Annotated in this window: 15 protein-coding genes and 1 pseudogene; 12 read left to right on the forward strand and 4 right to left on the reverse strand. The window is 70.8% G+C overall.

Going from position 1 to position 20068, the window contains the following annotated elements; genetic code table 11:
* Nucleotides 1-43: 43 nt before the first annotated feature.
* From OH735_RS28950 to OH735_RS28980, 7 genes are all read left to right on the forward strand, one after another.
* Complete coding sequence (locus OH735_RS28950) at nt 44-967, forward strand: LLM class F420-dependent oxidoreductase (RefSeq protein WP_406384562.1); 924 nt, start codon at nt 44-46, stop codon at nt 965-967.
* Nucleotides 968-1037: 70 nt separating this feature from the next.
* Nucleotides 1038-2012, forward strand: coding sequence for a homocysteine S-methyltransferase (gene mmuM / locus OH735_RS28955; RefSeq protein ID WP_406384563.1), 975 nt, complete (start codon nt 1038-1040; stop codon nt 2010-2012).
* A 78-nt stretch (nt 2013-2090) separates the two neighbouring features.
* The gene (locus tag OH735_RS28960) at nt 2091-3590 is read left to right on the forward strand and encodes a 3' terminal RNA ribose 2'-O-methyltransferase Hen1 (RefSeq protein ID WP_406384564.1); all 1500 of its coding nucleotides are present in this window, start codon (nt 2091-2093) and stop codon (nt 3588-3590) included.
* Nucleotides 3587-6259, forward strand: a complete 2673-nt coding sequence (locus OH735_RS28965; protein WP_406384565.1) for a polynucleotide kinase-phosphatase — start codon at nt 3587-3589, stop codon at nt 6257-6259. The genes OH735_RS28960 and OH735_RS28965 overlap by 4 nt, the downstream gene beginning before the upstream one ends.
* A 126-nt stretch (nt 6260-6385) precedes the next feature.
* Nucleotides 6386-7618, forward strand: coding sequence for an arginine deiminase (locus OH735_RS28970; protein ID WP_406384566.1), 1233 nt, complete (start codon nt 6386-6388; stop codon nt 7616-7618).
* 108 nt (nt 7619-7726) lie between these two features.
* The gene (gene argF / locus OH735_RS28975; protein WP_406384567.1) at nt 7727-8734 is read left to right on the forward strand and encodes an ornithine carbamoyltransferase; all 1008 of its coding nucleotides are present in this window, start codon (nt 7727-7729) and stop codon (nt 8732-8734) included.
* Nucleotides 8735-8957: 223 nt separating this feature from the next.
* Nucleotides 8958-10397: an amino acid permease gene (locus OH735_RS28980; protein WP_406384568.1), complete on the forward strand. Its 1440-nt coding sequence runs from the start codon at nt 8958-8960 to the stop codon at nt 10395-10397.
* Here OH735_RS28980 and OH735_RS28985 read toward each other — a convergent pair whose 3' ends face one another.
* A complete protein-coding gene (locus tag OH735_RS28985; protein ID WP_406384570.1) occupies nt 10398-10862 on the reverse strand; it encodes an ATP-binding protein in 465 nt (154 codons plus the stop codon).
* Between the two features lie 262 nt (nt 10863-11124).
* On the opposite strand from OH735_RS28985, the gene OH735_RS28990 reads away from it, so the two are divergent.
* Both OH735_RS28990 and OH735_RS28995 read left to right on the forward strand, forming a co-directional pair.
* Entirely contained in the window at nt 11125-11952 is an 828-nt protein-coding gene (locus tag OH735_RS28990; protein WP_406384571.1) for an enoyl-CoA hydratase family protein, read from the forward strand.
* Nucleotides 11953-11956: 4 nt separating this feature from the next.
* Nucleotides 11957-14386, forward strand: coding sequence for a bifunctional salicylyl-CoA 5-hydroxylase/oxidoreductase (locus OH735_RS28995; RefSeq protein ID WP_406384572.1), 2430 nt, complete (start codon nt 11957-11959; stop codon nt 14384-14386).
* Here OH735_RS28995 and OH735_RS29000 read toward each other — a convergent pair.
* Together OH735_RS29000 and OH735_RS29005 are read right to left on the reverse strand one after the other, a co-directional pair.
* Nucleotides 14373-15209 carry a GNAT family N-acetyltransferase gene (locus tag OH735_RS29000; protein WP_406384573.1) on the reverse strand — a complete coding sequence of 279 codons (837 nt, stop codon included), beginning with the start codon at nt 15207-15209 and terminating at the stop codon, nt 14373-14375. The two genes, OH735_RS28995 and OH735_RS29000, sit on opposite strands and share 14 nt — an antisense overlap.
* A gap of 73 nt (nt 15210-15282) precedes the next feature.
* Nucleotides 15283-16884, reverse strand: a complete 1602-nt coding sequence (locus tag OH735_RS29005) for an AMP-binding protein (RefSeq protein ID WP_406384575.1) — start codon at nt 16882-16884, stop codon at nt 15283-15285.
* Nucleotides 16885-17013: 129 nt separating this feature from the next.
* On the opposite strand from OH735_RS29005, the gene OH735_RS29010 reads away from it, so the two are divergent.
* Both OH735_RS29010 and OH735_RS29015 read left to right on the forward strand, forming a co-directional pair.
* Nucleotides 17014-18141 (forward strand): acyl-CoA dehydrogenase family protein, encoded by a 1128-nt coding sequence (locus tag OH735_RS29010; protein ID WP_406384576.1) that lies wholly within the window; start codon nt 17014-17016, stop codon nt 18139-18141.
* Nucleotides 18138-18539 carry a RidA family protein gene (locus OH735_RS29015; RefSeq protein ID WP_406384577.1) on the forward strand — a complete coding sequence of 134 codons (402 nt, stop codon included), beginning with the start codon at nt 18138-18140 and terminating at the stop codon, nt 18537-18539. Before OH735_RS29010 ends, OH735_RS29015 begins: the two co-directional genes overlap by 4 nt.
* A gap of 80 nt (nt 18540-18619) precedes the next feature.
* Here the strand turns inward: OH735_RS29015 and OH735_RS29020 are convergent.
* Nucleotides 18620-19270 (reverse strand): annotated as a pseudogene (locus tag OH735_RS29020) (FAD-dependent monooxygenase); the annotation flags it as partial.
* A gap of 402 nt (nt 19271-19672) precedes the next feature.
* On the opposite strand from OH735_RS29020, the gene OH735_RS29025 reads away from it, so the two are divergent.
* The gene (locus tag OH735_RS29025) at nt 19673-19966 is read left to right on the forward strand and encodes a hypothetical protein (protein WP_406384578.1); all 294 of its coding nucleotides are present in this window, start codon (nt 19673-19675) and stop codon (nt 19964-19966) included.
* The last annotated feature ends 102 nt before the right edge of the window (nt 19967-20068 follow it).

The following is a 20068-nucleotide window of genomic DNA, read 5'->3' on the forward strand; positions in this document are numbered from 1 at the left end:
GGGAGGGACGGGTGACCGGCGTCCGGAGGTGCAGGATGGATGCATGGATCTTCGAATCTTCACCGAGCCCCAGCAAGGGGCCGACTACGACACCCTGCTCACGGTCGCCAAGGCGGCCGAGGACCTCGGCTTCGACGCCTTCTACCGCTCCGACCACTACCTCCGCATGGGACCGGGCGACGGGCTGCCCGGCCCGACCGACGCCTGGATCACCCTGGCCGGGCTGGCGCGCGAGACCAAGCGGATCCGTCTCGGCACGCTCATGACCGCGGGTACCTTCCGGCTTCCCGGCGTGCTCGCCATTCAGGTCGCGCAGGTCGACCAGATGTCCGGCGGACGCGTCGAGCTCGGCCTCGGCGCGGGCTGGTTCGAGGAGGAGCACAAGGCCTACGGCATTCCGTTCCCGAAGGAGAAGTTCGGCCGGCTGGAGGAGCAGCTCGCGATCGTCACCGGGCTGTGGGCGACCGAGACCGGCAAGACGTTCAGCTTCGACGGCAGGTACTACCAGCTGACGGATTCGCCCGCGCTGCCCAAGCCGGCGCAGGCCAGGGTCCCGGTCCTGATCGGCGGTCACGGTGCGACGCGTACACCGCGGCTGGCCGCCCAGTACGCGGACGAGTTCAATATCCCCTTCGCGTCGCTGGAGGACAGCGAGAAGCAGTTCGGCCGGGTCCGGGAGGCGGCAAAGGCGGCCGGCCGCGGACCGGACGACCTGGTGTACTCCAACGCCCTGGTGGTCTGCGTCGGCAAGAACGACGCGGAAGTGGCGCGCCGCGCCTCCGTCATCGGCCGCGACGTGGCGGAGCTGAAGGCGAACGGGCTCGCGGGCTCGCCCGCCGAGGTGGTCGACAAGATCGGCCAATACGCTGCGATCGGGTCGTCCCGGATCTACCTCCAGGTCCTGGATCTGCACGACCTGGAGCACTTGGAGCTGATCTCCTCCCAGGTCCAGACCCAGCTCACCTGAGCCGGGCGGTTCCGGCTCGTCTGAGCCGGAGACCGGTCCCCGCTCACCGAGCCGGGTCGAGGTCCGGCACATGAGGGAGTCACCTGTGCAACCCGTCCGGTCAGCCGCTGGCCCGCCCGCCCGTTCCCTCGGGCAGGCCCTCTCGGAGGGTGTGCTCCTGCTCGACGGCGGTCTCTCCAACCAGTTGGAGGCGCAGGGCTGTGACCTGTCCGACGCTCTGTGGTCGGCCCGGCTGCTGGCGGACGGGCCGGGGCAGATCGAGGCCGCGCACACGGCCTATGTGCGGGCGGGCGCACAGGTGCTCATCACGGCCAGCTACCAGGCGACGTTCGAGGGATTCGCGCAACGGGGGATCGGACGGGCCGGGGCGGCGGAGCTCTTCGCCCGCAGCGTGCGGCTGGCGCGGCGGGCCGCCGGTGGGGTGGAGGAGCGGGAGGTCTGGGTCGCCGCGTCGGTCGGCCCGTACGGGGCGATGCTGGCGGACGGCAGCGAGTACCGGGGCCGCTACGGGCTCTCCGTCCGGGAGCTGGAGCGGTTCCACCGCCCCCGGGTCGAGGCGCTGGCCGCCGCTGGGCCCGACGCGCTGGCGCTGGAGACGGTGCCGGACGTCGACGAGGCCGAGGCGTTGCTGCGGGCGGTCGAGGGGTGCGGGCTCCCCGTCTGGCTCTCGTACAGCGTGGCGGGGGACCGGACCAGGGCGGGGCAGCCGCTGGAGACGGCCTTCGCCCTCGCCTCGGAAGACGACCGTGTCCTGGCCGTCGGGGTGAACTGCTGTGATCCGGCGGACGCGGACCGGGCGGTACGGCTGGCGGCGGACGTGGCCGGTAAACCGGTCGTCGTCTATCCGAACAGCGGCGAGCGGTGGGATGCCGGGGGCCGGGGGTGGGTCGGCGACGCCACGTTCGAACCGGGGAGGGTGCGGGCCTGGCAGGAGGCCGGCGCCCGGCTGGTGGGTGGTTGCTGCCGGGTCGGCCCGGACACCATCGCGGAGCTGGCCGGGCTGCTCGGCGGAACGACCGCGGACGAAGGAGGCGAACGGCAGTGAAGGGAGGCAGGGCAACGGTGTCCGGGCACAGGGAAATACGCTGGTGGGGAGCGTGCGAGCCGGACCATACTCGGATGTGTGTTCCTGACAATCAGCACGACCGGCAATCCGGAACGTCCCGCTACCGATCTCGGCTTCCTGCTGCACAAGCACCCCGAGAAGGCGCAGACGTTCTCCACCTCCCATGGCGCCGCGCATGTCTTCTATCCCGAGGCGTCCGCCGAGCTCTGCACAGCGGCGCTCCTGCTGGAGGTGGATCCCGTGGCGCTGGTGCGGCGCGGCAAGGGCAAGGGCCGGGGCGGTGCACCCGACGCGGCGCTCGCGCAGTATGTCAACGACCGCCCGTACGCGGCGTCCTCGCTGCTTTCCGTCGCGATGAGCACCGTTTTCAAGTCCGCGCTGAACGGGGTGTGCCGCGCGCTGCCCGAACGGGTACAGGCCCCGTTTCCACTGCGCATCGAGGTACCCGCACTGCCGGCGCGTGGCGGCGCGGAACTGGTGCGCAAGCTCTTCGGGCCGCTCGGCTGGACGAGCGTGGACGCCGTGGCCGTGCCTCTGGACGAGCAGTTCCCGGAGTGGGGCGACTCGCGGTACGTCCGGCTGGTGCTGGAGGGCGAGTTGCGCCTGGCGGACGCTTTGCGGCAGCTGTACGTCCTGTTGCCGGTGCTCGACGACGCCAAGCACTACTGGGTCGCGCCCGACGAGGTGGACAAGCTGTTGCGGGCTGGTGAGGGATGGCTGGCCGCGCACCCCGAGCAGAAGCTGATCACCAGCCGTTATCTGTCCCGGCGTTGGGGACTGACCCGGCAGGCGATGCAGCGGCTCGAACTGGTTCGGCTCGCCGAGTCGGACGACCTCGAAGTCGAGAGCATCGACAACGCGGTGGACGAGACGACCGACACCGAGGAGAAGCCGGTGGCGCTCGCCGAGCAGCGGCGCACCGCGATCATCGACGCGCTGCACGCCGCCGGGGCGAGCCGGGTTCTCGACCTCGGCTGCGGGCAGGGCCAGTTGGTGCAGGCACTGCTCAAGGACTTGGGCTTCACGGAGATCGTCGGCGTCGACGTCTCCATGCGCGCCCTCACCATCGCCTCGCGGCGGCTGAAGCTGGACCGGATGGGAGAGCGGCAGGCCGGACGCGTCACGCTGCAGCAGGGCTCGCTCACGTACACGGACAAGCGGCTCAAGGGGTATGACGCGGCCGTGCTCAGCGAGGTCGTCGAGCATCTCGACCTGCCGAGGCTGCCCGCGCTGGAGTACGCCGTGTTCGGCTCGGCCCGTCCGCGGACCGTGCTCGTGACGACGCCGAACGTCGAGTACAACGTCCGCTGGGAGACCCTCCCGGCCGGGCATGTGCGCCACGGCGACCACCGGTTCGAATGGACCAGGGCCGAGTTCCGCGCCTGGGCCGATGCGGTGGCACAGCGGCACGGATACGAGGTCGGCTTCGTCCCCGTGGGGCCCGACGACCCCGAGGTCGGGCCACCCACACAGATGGCCGTGTTCACGATTTCCGCAACCGATGAGACCGCGAGGCAGCACAGAAACGAGATCGTGAAGGAGGCGAAAGCCGCATGATCAGTACTTCGCGCACACTGCAGGTGACCGACCTCTCCCTCGTGGTCCTCATCGGAGCCAGTGGTTCCGGCAAGTCCACCTTCGCCCGCAAGCACTTCAAGCCCACGGAGATCATCTCCTCGGACTTCTGCCGCGGCCTGGTCGCCGACGACGAGAACGACCAGAGCGCCAGCCGTGACGCCTTCGACGTTCTGCACTACATCGCGGGCAAGCGGCTCGCAGCCGGGCGGCTGACCGTCGTGGACGCCACCAGCGTCCAGTCCGAGAGCCGCAGGCAGCTGGTCCAACTGGCCAGGAGCCACGACGTGCTGCCCATCGCGATCGTCCTCGACCTGCCCGAAGAGATCTGCGTCGCGCGCAACGCGGCCCGCCCCGACCGCGCCGACATGCCGCGCCACGTCATCCAGCGCCACCGCCGCGAACTGCGCCGCTCCTTGCGCGGCCTGGAGCGCGAGGGCTTCCGCAAGGTGCACATCCTGCGCACCGAGGAGGAGGTGGAGCACGCCGAGGTGGTGCTGGAGCGTCGCTACAACGACCTGCGCCACCTCACCGGCCCCTTCGACATCATCGGCGACATCCACGGCTGCAGTTCCGAGCTGGAGTCCCTGCTCGGCAAGCTCGGCTACGTCGACGGCGCGCACCCCGAAGGGCGCACGGCGGTCTTCGTCGGCGACCTCGTGGACCGCGGACCCGACAGCCCCGGAGTGCTGCGACGCGTCATGGCCATGGTGTCGGCGGGCAACGCCCTGTGCGTACCCGGCAACCACGAGAACAAGCTCGGCCGCTACCTCAAGGGCCGTAAGGTCCAGCCCACCCATGGACTCGCCGAGACCATCGAGCAGTTGGACCGGGAGGACGAGAAGGCCCCGGCCTTCCGCGAGCAGGTAAGGGAGTTCATCGACGGGCTCGTCAGCCACTACGTGCTCGACGGGGGCAAGCTCGTCGTCTGCCACGCCGGACTCCCCGAGAAGTACCACGGCCGCACCTCCGGCCGGGTCCGCTCGCACGCGCTGTACGGGGACACCACCGGCGAGACCGACGAGTTCGGCCTGCCCGTGCGCTACCCGTGGGCGGAGGAGTACCGGGGCCGGGCCGCCGTGGTCTACGGCCACACCCCCGTGCCCAACACCTCCTGGATCAACAACACCATCTGCCTGGACACCGGCGTGGTCTTCGGCGGGAAGATGACTGCGCTGCGCTGGCCGGAGCGCGAGCTCGTCGACGTACCGGCCGAGAAGGTCTGGTACGAGCCGGTCAAGCCGCTGACCACCGAGGCGCCCGGAGGCCGGGAGGGCCGGCCGCTGGACCTCGCTGATGTGCAGGGGCGCCGGATCGTGGAGACCCGGCACATGGGGCGAATCTCGGTCCGGGAGGAGAACGCCGCGGCGGCGCTCGAAGTCATGAGCCGGTTCGCCGTCGACCCCCGGCTGCTCGGCTACCTCCCGCCGACCATGGCGCCCACCGCCACCTCGCACGAGGACGGCTATCTGGAGCATCCGGCCGAGGCCTTCGCCCAGTACCGGGCGGACGGTGTCGCACAAGTCGTGTGCGAGGAGAAGCACATGGGCTCGCGTGCGGTGGCACTGGTCTGCCGGGACGCGAACGCCGCCCGTGAGCGGTTCGGCGTGGGCAACACCTCCGACACTCCCGATACTCCCGGCACCTCCGACACCCCCGGCACCTCCGACACCCCCGGCACCTCCGACACCCCCGGCACCTCCGACGCCTCCGACGCCTCCGACGCCTCCGGTGGTGAGGGAGGTCCGACCGGGGCGCTGTACACCCGCACCGGGCGGCCGTTCCTCGACGACGCCGCCCTCACCGAGGTGATCCTCGGCAGGCTGCGCACCGCCGTCACCGCCGCCGGACTGTGGGAGGAGTGGGACACCGACTGGGTGCTGCTCGACGCCGAGCTGATGCCGTGGTCCCTCAAGGCGGCCGGGCTGCTGCGCACGCAGTACGCCGCGGTCGGCGCCGCATCCGGAGCCGTCCTCCCGGAGGCCGAGGCGGCCCTCGCGGCAGCGGCGGCCCGTGGGGTGGACGTGGGCACGCTCGCGGACCGCCAGCGGGGACGGGCCGAGGACGCGGCTGCGTTCACGGAGGCGTACCGCCGCTACTGCTGGAGCACCCAGGGCCTGGACGGAGTGCGGCTCGCCCCGTTCCAGATCCTCGCCGTGCAGGGCCGCTCGCTGGCCTCCGTACCGCACGACGAGCAGCTGGCCTGGCTCGACCGGCTGGTCGAGCACGATCCGACGGGACTGCTCCAGGTCACCCGTCGGCTCGTCGTCGACACGGGTGACGAGGCATCGGTGCGCTCCGGCATCGACTGGTGGCTGGAGATGACCGGACGCGGCGGCGAAGGCATGGTCGTCAAGCCGCTCGCCGCGCTCGTACGGGACGACAAGGGCAGGCTGGTCCAGCCGGGCATCAAGGTGCGCGGCCGGGAGTACCTCCGGATCATCTACGGCCCCGAGTACACCCGCCCGGAGAATCTGGAGCGGCTGCGCGGCCGGTTCCTCGGTCACAAGCGGTCGTTGGCGCTCCGGGAGTACGCGCTGGGGCTCGAAGCGCTGGACCGGCTGGCCGACGGCGAGCCGCTGTGGCGGGTGCACGAGGCGGTGTTCGCGGTGCTGGCCCTGGAGTCGGAACCGGTCGACCCGAGGCTGTAGAGGGGGTGGCAGCGGGTTTTCCGTGAGCTCGACGGAGAGACGGACCGTGGATCCGGCCGTGGATCCACGGGAATCCCGCTGGCGATTCACCGGGTGAACGGCGCCCCGCACGGCGAGGATGGAGACATGGGATTCCATGTCGACTCCGAGGCCGGGCGGCTGCGCCGCGTCATCCTGCACCGCCCCGATCTGGAACTGAAGAGGCTCACCCCCAGCAACAAGGACGCGCTCCTGTTCGACGACGTGCTCTGGGTACGCCGCGCCCGCCAGGAGCACGACGGCTTCGCGGACGTACTGCGCGACCGCGGGGTGGAGGTGCACCTCTTCGGTGATCTGCTCCGTGAGGCGCTGGACATTCCGGTGGCCAGGCGGCTCGTCCTGGACCGGGTCTTCGAGGAGAAGGAGTACGGCCCGCTCGCCACCGAGCATCTGCGGGCCGCCTTCGAGGAGTTGCCCAGCCCGGACCTGGCCCAGGCGCTGGTCGGCGGGATGACCAAGCGGGAGTTCCTGGACCGGCACAGCGAGCCGACCTCCGTCCGCTTCCACGTCATGGACCTGGACGACTTCCTGCTCGGCCCGCTGCCCAACCATCTCTTCACCCGGGACACCTCGGCCTGGATATACGACGGGGTGTCGATCAACGCGATGCGCTGGCCGGCCCGGCAGCGCGAGACCGTCCACTTCGAGGCGATCTACCGCCACCACCCGCTCTTCACCGGCCCCGAGGCGGGCGCCTTCCACCACTGGTCGGAGGGGCAGGACGACTACCCGTCCACCATCGAGGGCGGCGACGTACTGGTCATCGGCCACGGCGCCGTACTCATCGGGATGAGCGAGCGCACCACCCCGCAGGCGGTGGAGATGCTGGCCCGCGGGCTGTTCGACGCAGATTCGGCGCACACGATCGTGGCGCTCGACATGCCCAAGCGCCGGGCCTTCATGCACCTCGACACGGTCATGACGATGATCGACGGCGACACCTTCACCAAGTACGCGGGGCTGGGCATGCTCCGCTCCTACACCATCGAGCCCGGTGACGGGCCGAGGGATCTGAAGGTCACCGACCATCCGCCCGAGCACATGCACGACGCGATCGCGCACGCTCTGGGCCTGGAGTCGATCCGGGTTCTCACGGCCACCCAGGACGTGCACGCCGCGCAGCGCGAGCAGTGGGACGACGGCTGCAATGTGCTGGCCGTCGAGCCGGGCGTCGTCGTCGCGTACGAACGCAACGCCACCACCAATACCTACCTGCGCAAGGAGGGCATCGAAGTCATAGAGATCCGCGGCAGCGAACTGGGCCGGGGCCGGGGCGGCCCCCGCTGCATGAGCTGCCCCGTGGTGCGCGACCCGGTGTAGTGGTGCGCGGCCAGGGCCCGAGGGGATCACCGTATAGCAATGCAGAGTGTCGTATAGACTTCCAGGGTCAGTGCAAGTGCGATCCTCGCCCTACCCAGGAGCAGTCCCATGGCCATAGATCTCGCAGGCCGCCACTTCCTCAAGGAGCTGGACTTCACGGCCGAGGAGTTCCGCGGCCTGATCGACCTCGCGGCGGAGCTCAAGGCCGCCAAGAAGTCGGGGACCGAAGTGCAGCGGCTGCGCGGCAAGAACATCGCGCTCATCTTCGAGAAGACCTCGACCCGCACCCGCTGTGCCTTCGAGGTGGCCGCCGCCGACCAGGGTGCGTCCACGACGTATCTCGACCCCTCCGGCTCGCAGATCGGGCACAAGGAGTCGGTGAAGGACACGGCCCGCGTCCTCGGCCGGATGTTCGACGGCATCGAGTACCGGGGTGACAGCCAGGCGGCCGTCGAGGAGCTGGCCGCCCACGGCGGCGTCCCGGTCTTCAACGGACTCACCGACGACTGGCACCCGACCCAGATGCTCGCCGACGTCCTCACCATGACCGAGCACAGCGCGAAGCCGCTGGAGCGCATCGCCTTCGCCTACCTCGGCGACGCCCGCTTCAACATGGGCAACTCCTACCTCGTCACCGGCGCGCTGCTGGGCATGGACGTGCGGATCGTCGCGCCGAAGTCGTACTGGCCGGCCCCGGAGATCGTCGCCGAGGCCCGTGCGCTGGCCGAGGCGAGCGGCGCGACGGTCACTCTCACCGAGGACGTCGCCGAGGGCGTCAGGGGCGCGGACTTCGTCGCCACCGATGTCTGGGTCTCCATGGGTGAGCCCAAGGAGGTCTGGGCCGAGCGCATCGAGGCCCTCGCGCCGTACGCCGTGACCATGGACGTCCTGCGTGCCACCGGCAACGCCGACGTGAAGTTCCTGCACTGCCTCCCGGCCTACCACGACCTCGGCACCAAGGTCGGGCGGGAGATCGAGGCCGCCCACGGGCTGACGGAGCTGGAAGTCACCGACGAGGTCTTCGAGTCCGCGTACTCGGTCGTCTTCGACGAGGCCGAGAATCGGATGCACACGATCAAGGCCGTTCTGGTGGCGACCCTGGCGGCCGCGCACTGAGCGCCGAGCACTGCATGAACATGCACCCAGTTGGGTGAACATGCGCGAAGGCGACTATTATGTTGCCTCCTGGTGGGGTTCGAGCTCGCACGCTCGAACCCCATTTTCGTGCCCCCCACGCCCCCGAGCCCCGAGTTCTGAGTTCTGAGCCCGGAGCCGGAGTCCCCCACAGGTCCCGGGGCGCACATCCTCCACATGCTCCACCAGAGAAGAGACCGTCCCCGTGAGTCCGCTGCGCCCACCGAGCCCCACGCACCCGTCAGGGCCACGCATCAAGAGCCCGCATCAGCTGATCGCCGAGTCCGGCGCCGACCTGGAAGGGCACGGCCTCAAGCGCTCCATGGGCCTCTTCCAGCTGGTGTGCTTCGGTGTCGGCGCCATCGTCGGCACCGGCATCTTCGTCGGCCTCTCCGACAGCGTCGCCGAGGCCGGCCCCGCCGTCGTGCTGTCCTTCGTGCTCGCGGCGATCACCTGCATCTTCACCGCGTTCTCCTTCGCCGAGCTGGGCAGCGCGATCCCGGTCTCCGGCAGCTCGTACTCCTTCGCCTACGCGACGCTCGGCGAGCGCATCGCGTTCCTCGTCGGCTGGTGCCTGCTGCTGGAGTACGGCGTCTCGGTCTCCGCGGTCGCCGTCGGCTGGAGCCAGTACGTCAACGAGCTGCTGAGCAGCCTGTTCGGTCTGCAGCTGCCCGCCGCTCTCTCGGCGGGGCCCGGCGACGGCGGAGTGATCAATCTGCCCGCCGTCCTGGTGATCATGATGGCCGCCACCCTGCTGGTGCGCGGCGTCCGGGAGAGCGCGGGGGCCACCACCGCGATGGCGGTCCTCAAGATCACCGTCCTGATCATGTTCTGCGCCATCGCGTTCACGGCCTTCCAGCACGGGAACCTCACGCCGTTCATCGCTCACGGAGCGGGCGGGGTCACCGCCGGTGCTTCGCTCGCGTTCTTCTCGTACATCGGCTTCGACGCGATCACCACCGCGGGCGAAGAGGTCAGGAACCCGCGGCGGAACATCCCGATCGCGATCATGATCTGCATCGGCCTGGTCACGCTGCTCTACTGCGCCGTCGCGCTCGCCGCCATCGGAGCCCTCGGCCCGAAGGCCGTGGCCGGCCGGCCGGCCGCGCTCTCGATCGTCGTCGACCAGGTCACCGGCTCGAACGTCGGCGGCGGGATCGTCGCCTTCGGCGCGGTCGTCGCGATCGCGTCCGTCGTACTCGCGGTGATGTACGGGCAGACCCGCATCCTGATGTCGATGTCCCGCGACGGCCTGATCCCACGGGTCTTCGAGCGGGTCTCGCCGCGGACGGCGACGCCGGTCGCCAACACCTGGATCGTGGCGGTCGTCTTCGCGGTCCCTGCGGCCTTCTCCTCGCTCGATGTGGTGGTGAATCTGACGACCATCGGCACACTGTCCACCATGGTCGCGGTGAACATCGCGGTGATCGTGCTGCGCCGCCGCAACCCCGAGGTTACGGGCTCGTTCCGGGTGCCGCTCTACCCGCTGAGCCCGCTCCTGGGCATCGGGTTCTGCCTCTACCTGATCTACGGGACCGGCTGGGCGACCTGGGTGCAGTTCGCTGTCTTCCTGCTCGTCGGCGCGGCGGTCTACGCCTTCTACGGCCGCAGCCGCTCCCGGCTGGCCGCTGCCGACGCGGGGTGATCAGGGAGTCCGGGGCGGTCCGGGGTCGGCGGGTAAGTTCTGAGACGTACGGGACGGCAGGGTGAACCAGACCGCCTTGCCGTGCTCCGTCGTGCGGTGACCGCAGGACGAGCTGAGCGTACGGATCAGCAGCAGCCCCCGGCCGTGCTCCTGCCACGGGTCCGGCTCGCTGCCGGGCCGCGGATGGGAGAGATCACCCGGCGGGGCGGGGTCGCGGTCGTGCACTTCCACCTGGCAGCCGGTCGGCAGCAGCTCCACCACCAGCTCGATCGGCTCCGCTCCGCAGGTGTGCTCCACCGCGTTGGTGACCAGCTCGGCGGTGAGGAGCTCGGCGGTGTCCGAATCGGCCGGAGCGTTGATGTCCGCCAGCGCCGTACGGATCAGGGCGCGGGCGACCGGTACGGCCACCGTCGAGTGCGGCAGGGCAATCCGCCAGGAGGCGGGGAGGGAGGCATCGGAGGGCACGGCGGGGTTTCCGTTCCGGAGTCGGTGGGCTTCCTGGATGTCGGTTGGAGGACTTTCTGGACGTCAACACTTCTTCGATTCAACCTTTCCGAAGTGCAACGAGCTCGGACAAGGGTCTGCCGACCGATACGAAGGGGACGTTCGCCACTGTCTTCTCACACTCCGCGTATCGCGTGCCCGTGACGGGAGTCACGTACGAGTGATAACTTCGGTTGCAGGTAGTCGCAGGCAGCGGCCCGACGGCTGAAGGGAAGCCCCCTCCATGAGTCCGTTTCCCAGCTCCGCCCCCCGTACGGATGACTGGCGTCATCTGCGGCTGACGACGGACGACGGAGTCGCCACCGTCACCCTCGCCCGCCCCGAGAAACTCAACGCGCTCACCTTCGGTGCCTACGCCGACCTGCGCGACCTGCTTGCCGAACTGTCCCGCGAACGCACCGTGCGCGCGCTGGTGCTCGCGGGGGAGGGCCGCGGTTTCTGCTCGGGCGGAGATGTCGACGACATCATCGGCGCGACACTCGCCATGGACACCGCCCAGCTCCTCGATTTCAACCGCATGACCGGGCAGGTGGTGCGGGCCCTTCGTGAAACCCCCTTCCCCGTCGTCGCCTCCGTACACGGCGTGGCAGCAGGTGCCGGCGCGGTTCTCGCGTTGGCCGCCGATTTCCGGATCGCGGATCCGTCCGCCCGCTTCGCCTTCCTCTTCACCAAGGTCGGCCTCTCCGGCGGCGACATGGGCGCCGCCTACCTGCTGCCGCGCGTCGTCGGCCTCGGTCACGCCACCCGGCTGCTGATGCTCGGCGAACCGGTCCGCGCGCCCGAAGCGGAACGGATCGGACTGATCAGCGAGCTGACCGAGGAAGGCCAGGCGGATGTGCGCGCGGCGGCGCTCGCCCGTCGCCTCGCCGACGGACCGGCCCTCGCCCTCGCCCGGACCAAGGCACTGCTCACCGCCGAACTGGACATGCCGCTCGCCGCCGCGGTCGAGATGGACGCCGCGACCCAGGCCCTGCTGATGCACGGCGAGGACTACGCCGAATTCCATGCAGCCTTCACCGAGAAGCGGCCACCGAAGTGGCAAGGCCGGTAGCGCGATGCCGCCCGACACCAGCGCCACCCGCTCGGGACCGGCCGCCGCGAAGACGCCCGGCACGATCGCATCTGCCAGGACGGTTACGGCGCGCGGCGCGATCGCATCTGCCAGGACGGTTACGGCGCCCCGCGCGCGTCCCTCCACCGCGAAGCCGACCGGCGTGAAACGGATCGCGGTCATCGGCGGCGGACCCGGTGGGCTCTACGCCGCGGCCCTGCTCAAGCGGCTCGATCCGGAACGCGACATCACCGTCTGGGAGCGCAACGCACCCGACGACACCTTCGGCTTCGGCGTCGTCCTCTCCGACGAGACCCTCGGCGGCATCGAGCACGCCGACCCGGTCGTGTACCGGGCGCTCCAGGACGAGTTCGTACGGTGGGACGACATCGACATCGTCCACCGCGGCGTGACCCAGACCTCCGGCGGCCACGGCTTCGCGGCGCTGGGCCGGCGCAGGCTCCTGGAGATCCTGCACGACCGCTGCGAGTCCCTCGGCGTACGCCTCCGCTTCCGCACCACGGCCCCGCCGGCCGCCGAGCTGGCCGCCGCCCACGACCTGGTGATCGCCGCCGACGGAGTGCACAGCCTCACCCGTGCCGCGCACGCCGACAGCTTCGGCCCCCGCCTCACCGACCACCGCTGCCGCTACATCTGGCTCGCCGCCGACTTCGCCCTCGACGCCTTCCGCTTCGAGATCGCCGAGACCGCGTACGGGGTGATGCAGCTGCACGGCTACCCCTTCTCGGCCGATGCCTCCACCGTCATCGTCGAGATGCGCGAGGAGGTGTGGCGGGCCGCCGGATTCGACACCTGCGACGTGGAGCACTCGACCGTACGCTGCGCCAAGATCTTCACCGAGGCGCTCGGCGGTCGGCCGCTGCGCTCCAACAACTCCTCCTGGCTCACCTTCCGTACCGTCGTCAACGCCCGTTGGTCGCACGGGATCACGGTCCTCATGGGCGACGCCGCCCACACCGCGCACTTCTCCATCGGCTCCGGCACCAAACTCGCCGTCGAGGACGCCCTCGCGCTCGCCGCCTGCATCGAGGAACAGCCCGACCTGCCCGCCGCGCTGTCCGCGTACGAGGCCGAGCGCCGGCCGGTCGTCGAATCGACCCAGCGGGCCGCCGCGGCCAGCCTGCGCTGGTTCGAGGAGCTCGGTACGTACGTCGACCAGCCGCCCCGCCAGTTCGCCTTCAACCTCCTCACCCGCAGCCGCCGCGTCACCCACGACAACCTGCGGCTGCGCGACGCCTCCTTCACCGCCGCCGTCGAGGAGGAGTTCGGCTGCGCCCCGGGAACCCCGCCGATGTTCACCCCGCTGCGGCTGCGCGGCCTCGAACTCCGCAACCGCGTCGTCGTCTCACCCATGGACATGTACTCGGCCGTCGACGGCGTTCCCGGCGACTTCCACCTCGTCCACCTGGGCGCACGCGCACTCGGTGGCGCCGGGCTCGTCATGACGGAGATGGTGTGCGTCAGCGCGGAGGGCCGCATCACCCCCGGCTGCACCGGGCTCTACACCGCCGAACAGGCCGCGGCCTGGACCCGGATCACCGACTTCGTCCACGCGAGCGCGCCCGGCACGGCCATCGGCGTCCAGCTCGGCCACTCCGGACGCAAGGGTTCCACCAAGCTCATGTGGGAGGGCATCGACCAGCCCCTCGACCACGGCAACTGGCCGCTCACCGCCGCCTCCCCGATCCCGTACGCGGACGGCGTCAACCAGGTCCCGCACGCCCTGGACCGGGCCGGACTCGACGCCGTACGCGAACAGTTCGCGGCGGCGGCCCGCCGTGCCGATCACTGCGGCTTCGACCTGCTGGAACTCCACTGCGCGCACGGCTACCTGCTCTCCGGCTTCCTCTCGCCGCTCACCAACCACCGCACCGACCGGTACGGCGGATCGCTGGACAACCGGCTCCGCTTCCCCCTGGAAGTCTTCGACGCGGTCCGCGCCGACTGGCCCGACGACCGGCCCATGACCGTCCGCATCTCCGCCACGGACTGGGCCGAGGGCGGCACGAGCGCCGACGACGCCGTCGAGATCGCCCGTGCCTTCGTCGCCCGCGGAGCCGATGCCATCGACGTCTCCACCGGCCAGGTCGTGCCCGACGAACGCCCCGAGTACGGGCGCTCCTACCAGACCCCGTACGCGGACCGGATCCGCAACACGCTGTGCGTGCCGGTCATCGCGGTCGGCGCGATCTCCTCCTGGGACGACGTCAACTCACTCCTGCTGGCGGGCCGGGCCGACCTCTGCGCCCTGGCCCGCCCCCATCTCTACGACCCGCACTGGACGCTGCACGCGGCGGCCGACCAGGGCTACAGCGGTCCGGGCGCGCCCTGGCCGCTCCCGTACCGCGCGGGCAGCCGCACCCCGCCGACGGGCCGTACGGACGCACCGAAGCCGCGCCTCACCCTGGGGTGACGGGCTCCTGCGCCGTGCTGATCAGCAGCCGGTCCGAGAGCGCCCGGAAGCCGATGCGCCGGTACACGCCGTTGCTGGTCGGGTTCGCGAGGTCGGTGAAGAGCAGCACCTCCTGCGCGCCCGCCTCCCGAGCCGCCCGGGCGACCTCCGCCGTCACAGCGGCCGCGTAGCCCCGGCCGCGGTGCTCGGCAGGTGTGTAGACCGTCGAGATCCGCACCGTGCCCGCGATCCGCCGCGAGGCACCCGCCATCGACACCAGGACGCCGCCGTCCTCCCAGAGCGTCAGATTGCCGGCTGCCGTCTGCTCGTCCACCAGCCGCTCGGCATGTGTGCCGGGCTGGCCGACCTGGTCGGCGAACGCGCGGAACCAGCGCACCAGCAGCTCCCGGTCGGCGGAGGTGGCGGTCCTGGGCCTCCCGGCCGGTGCCGGCGAGGGCGGGACCAGCGTCTCCAGCCGGTAGAGCCGCTGCTCCTGGTCGACCCGGTGGCCCGGCCAGGTGGCGGCCAGCGCCTCGGCGGTGGCCCGGTCCGCGTTGATCGCGGTCAGCGGGAGCGCGGCGGCCAGCGGGGCGAGCGCTTCCGGGGCGACGGTCCCCAGCAGCGGCCGGTACGGCGGGGTCTGCACCAGCGTCCCCGCGACCTCGCCGTCCGCCCCGCGCCACCAGCCCAGCAGCGGGGCGGAGCCACCGTAGGCGTGCGGGCCGTTGCGGCGCAGGGCCGCGGTGACGGTCAACACCAGGGTGTTCTCTGCGGGCCGGGCGGCCAGCGAGGCGCCGGCCGCGTCCAGAAATACGTCGACGTCATCGGTGAAGGTCCAGGTCATGCTCCGTCCTGCCGGGTGCGGGTAGCGCGAAGCACCCGTATTTCCGGGTCACTCGTACCGCAGCGTTTCCGGGTCACTCTTCCCGCAGCCGGAAACGCTGCAGCTTTCCCGTGGCGGTCCGGGGCAGTGCGGGCAGGAACTCGACGACGCGCGGGCACTTGTGCGGGGCCAGCTCGCCCTTCATGTACGTGCGCAGCTCGTCGGCCGACAGTTTCGCGCCCTCGCGCAGCACGAGGTACGCCACGACGATCCGGCCGCGCAGTTCGTCGGGCCGCCCCACCACCGCGGCCTCGGCCACCGCGGGGTGACGCAACAGGGCGTCCTCGACCTCGGGGCCCGCGATGTTGTAGCCGGAGGAGATGATCATGTCGTCGGCGCGGGCGACGTAACGGAAGTAGCCGTCCGGATCGCGCACATACGTGTCACCGGTGATGTTCCAGCCGTGCGCCACGTAGTCCCGCTGGCGGTCGTCGGCGAGATAGCGGCAGCCGATCGGACCGCGTACGGCGAGGAGTCCGGGCTCCCCGTCCGGCACCTGTCGGCCCTCGCCGTCCACCACCCGGGCCTGCCAGCCGGGCACGGGGACTCCGGTGGTGCCGGGGCGGATCGCGTCGTCGGCGGCGGAGATGAAGATGTGCAGCAGTTCGGTGGCGCCGATGCCGTTGATGATGCGCAGCCCCGTCCGCTCGTACCAGGACCGCCAGGTGGCGACCGGAAGGTTCTCGCCGGCCGAGACACAGCGCCGCAGCGCGGTCAGATCGTGCTCGTCGACGTGGTCGAGCATCACGCGGTACGCGGTCGGCGCGGTGAACAGCACCGATACCCGGTGGGCGGCGAGCTCGGCCAACAGCTGCACCGGGCCCGACTGTTCGAGCAGCAGGGAACTGGCACCGGCCCGCAGCGGGAAGACCACCAGACCGCCGAGCCCGAAGGTGAAGCCGAGCGGCGGACTGCCCGCGAACACGTCGTCGGGCGTCGGGCGCAGGACATGGCGCGAGAACGTGTCGGCGATCGCGAGCACGTCCCGGTGGAAGTGCATACAGCCCTTCGGCCGCCCGGTGGTGCCCGAGGTGAACGCGATCAGCGCGACATCGTCCGCCGCCGTGTCCACCGGCCGGTACGGCCCCCGCTCGGCCCCGGCCAGCCGCAGCAGATCGTCCGGGGCGTCACCCCCGTACGTCGTGATCCGCAGCCCCGGCACCTGAGCCTTCACCAGATCGTCGATCGCCCGGATGTCGCACAGTGCGTGGCTCACCCGGGCGATCGAGCAGATGGTGGCGAGCTCGGCGGACCGCTGCCGGTCCAGCACCGTGACGGCGATCGCGCCCGCCTTCAGCACCGCGAGCCAGCAGGCGGCCAGCTGGGGGGTGGTGGGGCCGCGCAACAGGACGCGGTTGCCGGGGACGACCCCCAGAACCGACGTGAGGACATGGGCGATCCGGTCCACCCGGCCCCGCAGCTCCCCGTAGCTCCACACTCCGCCGTCCGGGGTACGGAAGGCGGGGCGGTCGGGGCCGAAGCGGTCGGCCGTACGGTCCAGCAGTTCCGCCGCGCAGTTGAGGCGGGCCGGGTAGTTCAGTTCGGGCAGGTCGAAGAGCAGTTCCGGCCACTGGTCCGGAGGTGGCAGGTGCTCCCTGGCGAAGCTGTCGAGGTGCGCTGAGGTCTTCGGGTCCATGACGGATCGCCCCCTTGTCGCCTCTGGAGCGTATCGTTTGGGTGACGGTAGTCAACGGTCCGCGATAAGACGAGAAAGACGGGATGCGCCCGAGCGGGCGCCTCCGACACCGACAAGAGAGGCGCCGGTATGACGGCATTCTCGCTCGATCCGGCACAAACCGCCTGGTGCGAGGAGCTGAGAGTCCTTGCTGAGCAGCAACTGCGCCCCCTGGCCGAAAAGGGCGACCCGGGCCACGTCAACCGCCCCCTGATCGCCGCACTCGGCGAGTCGGGCCTCCTCGACCGGCTGCTGAACTCCGGCGCCCTCGACCTCTGCCTGCTCCGCGAGTCACTGGCCCGCGGCTGCACGGAGGCAGAGACCGCACTGGCCCTCCAGGGCCTCGGCACCCACCCCGTGCTCCGGGCGGGAACCCCGGCCCTCCGTGAGCGCTGGCTCCCCGAAGTGCGCGCCGGCCGGGCCGTCGCCGCCTTCGCACTCAGCGAACCGGGCGCGGGCTCCGATGCCGCGGCCCTCGCCCTGAACGCCGAACACGCCCCCGACGGCTGGCGCCTGACCGGTGAGAAGTGCTGGATCTCCAACGCACCCGAGGCCGACTTCTACACCGTCTTCGCCCGTACGACCCAGGGCGCCGGATCCCGTGGCGTCACCGCGTTCCTGGTCCCCGCCGACCGCCCCGGACTGACCGGCACCGCCCTCGACATGCTCTCGCCGCACCCCATCGGGGCCCTCGTCTTCGACGGCGTCCCGGTCACCGCCGACGATGTGCTCGGCGAACCGGACCGCGGCTTCCGGGTCGCCATGGACACCCTCAATCTGTTCCGCCCCAGCGTCGGCGCGTTCGCCGTCGGCATGGCCCGCGCCGCCCTCGACGCCACGGTGACGCACACCGCCGGACGCACCGCCTTCGGCGGCCCGCTGAAGGATCTTCAGGCCGTCTCCCACCAGGTCGCCGAGATGGCCACCCGCACCGAAGCCGCCCGGCTGCTGGTGTACGCGGCCGCCGCCGCGTACGACGCGGGCGAGCCCGGCGTACCGCGCCGCGCGGCCATGGCGAAGCTGTACGCCACCGAGACCGCGCAGTACGTCGTCGACACCGCCGTCCAACTGCACGGCGCCCGCGCCCTGCGCCGCGGCCACCTCCTGGAACACCTGTACAGGGAGGTTCGCGCCCCACGGATCTACGAGGGCGCCAGCGAGGTCCAGCGCACGATCATCGCCAAGGAGCTGTACGCGAACCGGGAGGCCTCCGCATGAGTCCGCTCCACCGGATCAACCCCGCCGAACTGTCGCCGCCCGCGGGCTTCTCGCACGCCGTCACCGCCACCGGCGGCCAACTGGTCTTCCTGGCCGGGCAGACCGCCCTCGACCAGGACGGGAAGGTCGTCGGCACCGGCCTGCCCGAACAGTTCGCTACGGCGCTCACCAATCTGCTCACCGCCCTGCGCGCGGCGGGCGGCGCCCCGGCGGACCTGGCCCGCGTCACCGTGTACGCCACCGATGTGGCCGACTACCGCACGCATGCCAGGGAACTGGGCCGAATCTGGCGGCAGTTGGCGGGCCGCGACTATCCGGCCATGGCGGTCATCGGCGTGACGGAGCTCTGGGACGAGCAGGCACTGGTCGAGATCGACGGGGTGGCGGTGCTGCCGTGAACGCGCCGGGCGGGCCGGGCACGGTGTGCCCGGCCCGCCCGGCGGCGCGCGGATCAGTACGGCTTCACCAGCACGTGCGCCGCGCCCAGGTACATCAGTTCCTCGGTGATCGGGGTGAGCAGCGCCTTCGCGGCCTGGCCCGCGGTGCCCATCACCACACCCCGTACCCGGGGCTGGCGGTCCACCGTCACGCGCCAGTTGGCGAACCCGGTGTACTCGGGGACATAGCCGTCCCCGTACAGCCGGGTGCGCAGCGGCGAACCGATGCCGTCGAAGCCGACCACCAGGTCCCAGCGCCCGGTGGAGCCGTCGGAGAGGGTGACGTCCACGCCGGAGCCGTCGTCGGCCAGCTCAGTGATGGTGGTGCCGAAACAAATCGTGGCCCCGGCGGCCACCGCGGCGGCGTTCAGTACCTGAGCGAGGGCGGGGCGCGGGATGCCGTTGTTCGAGGGGACGTCGCCCATCCGCGGCTGCGGAATCTCGGCGAGCGTGTTGCCGGCCGGGTCGGCGATGGTCAGGATCTCCCACTCGAAGCCCGCCTTGAGGCAGTCGTCGAGCACCCCGATCTCCCGCATGACGTGGAGGGCGTTGGACGGCTGGATGATGCCGACGCCGAGCGCTTCCAGCTCGTCGCGGAGCTCGGCGACCTCGACGGTGTGGCCGCGCCGGGCCAGCGCGGTGGCGAGGCTGAGCCCGCCGATGCCGCCGCCGTGAATCTCAGATCTCTCCAGAGCGAGAAAAGTAAGGGGAAGCGACGAGGAAGAGCGGACGGTCAGCCGGCCACGACGGGCAGGGTCTTCGACTGTTGGGGGATTGGCTTAAGCAGGCTGGCTGATGCTAGTTCGCGTCGTCGGGGCGGCTGCTTGGGATCTGCCACTCGTTTCCTCCCGTCTAGTGGTGGTTTCCTCTGTTTGTGTGAGTTGGGGGCTTTCCTGGTTCTCCGCGTCGTGGGATGTTGACGATTGTGCTCTTCCCGCGCGTTGTGGTTCCCTGCGGGGGTCTCGGACGGATCGACGGGGTGCGGTGAGGCCGTGCCCTTGTGTGACTGTCAGTCGTTAAGTCGATCGGAGTGCCGCGATGCGGCCGCTTCGGCGAACTGATCGGGATCGTGTGGGGAAGCGGGGGTGGTGGGCGTGGCCAGGTTGATGGCGACGGCTACCTGTACCGCCTTCCGTGGCGTCGTCGAGAGCAGTGGCGAGCGGGTCGGGCAGGGCCTGTTGTTCGAACGGGTGGGTTTTCTGGCCGGGTTGGGCCAGACGCTGACCGGTGCTCTGGTGGCTTCCCGGTGGGACGAGGACTGTCTGGACGTGCTGGCCGCCGGGGTGGATGAGCGGGACCAGGAGACCCGGGTGATGCTGTGCGGCTGCGGACGCACCGGGAACGCGCCGTACTGCGGCCACAGAGGGGTCTGCGGCGAACACCGGTGAACCCACCGCGCCGGGCGGGGTGCGGCGCGCCGTACGGGTGAAGCACCGTAGGGGATATATCTGTGTTTAGTGCCCTTTGCCTGTAGTGCCTCGCCCGGGCCC

The sequence above is a fragment of the Streptomyces sp. NBC_01618 genome (genome assembly GCF_045209435.1).
GTDB lineage: Bacteria > Actinomycetota > Actinomycetes > Streptomycetales > Streptomycetaceae > Streptomyces.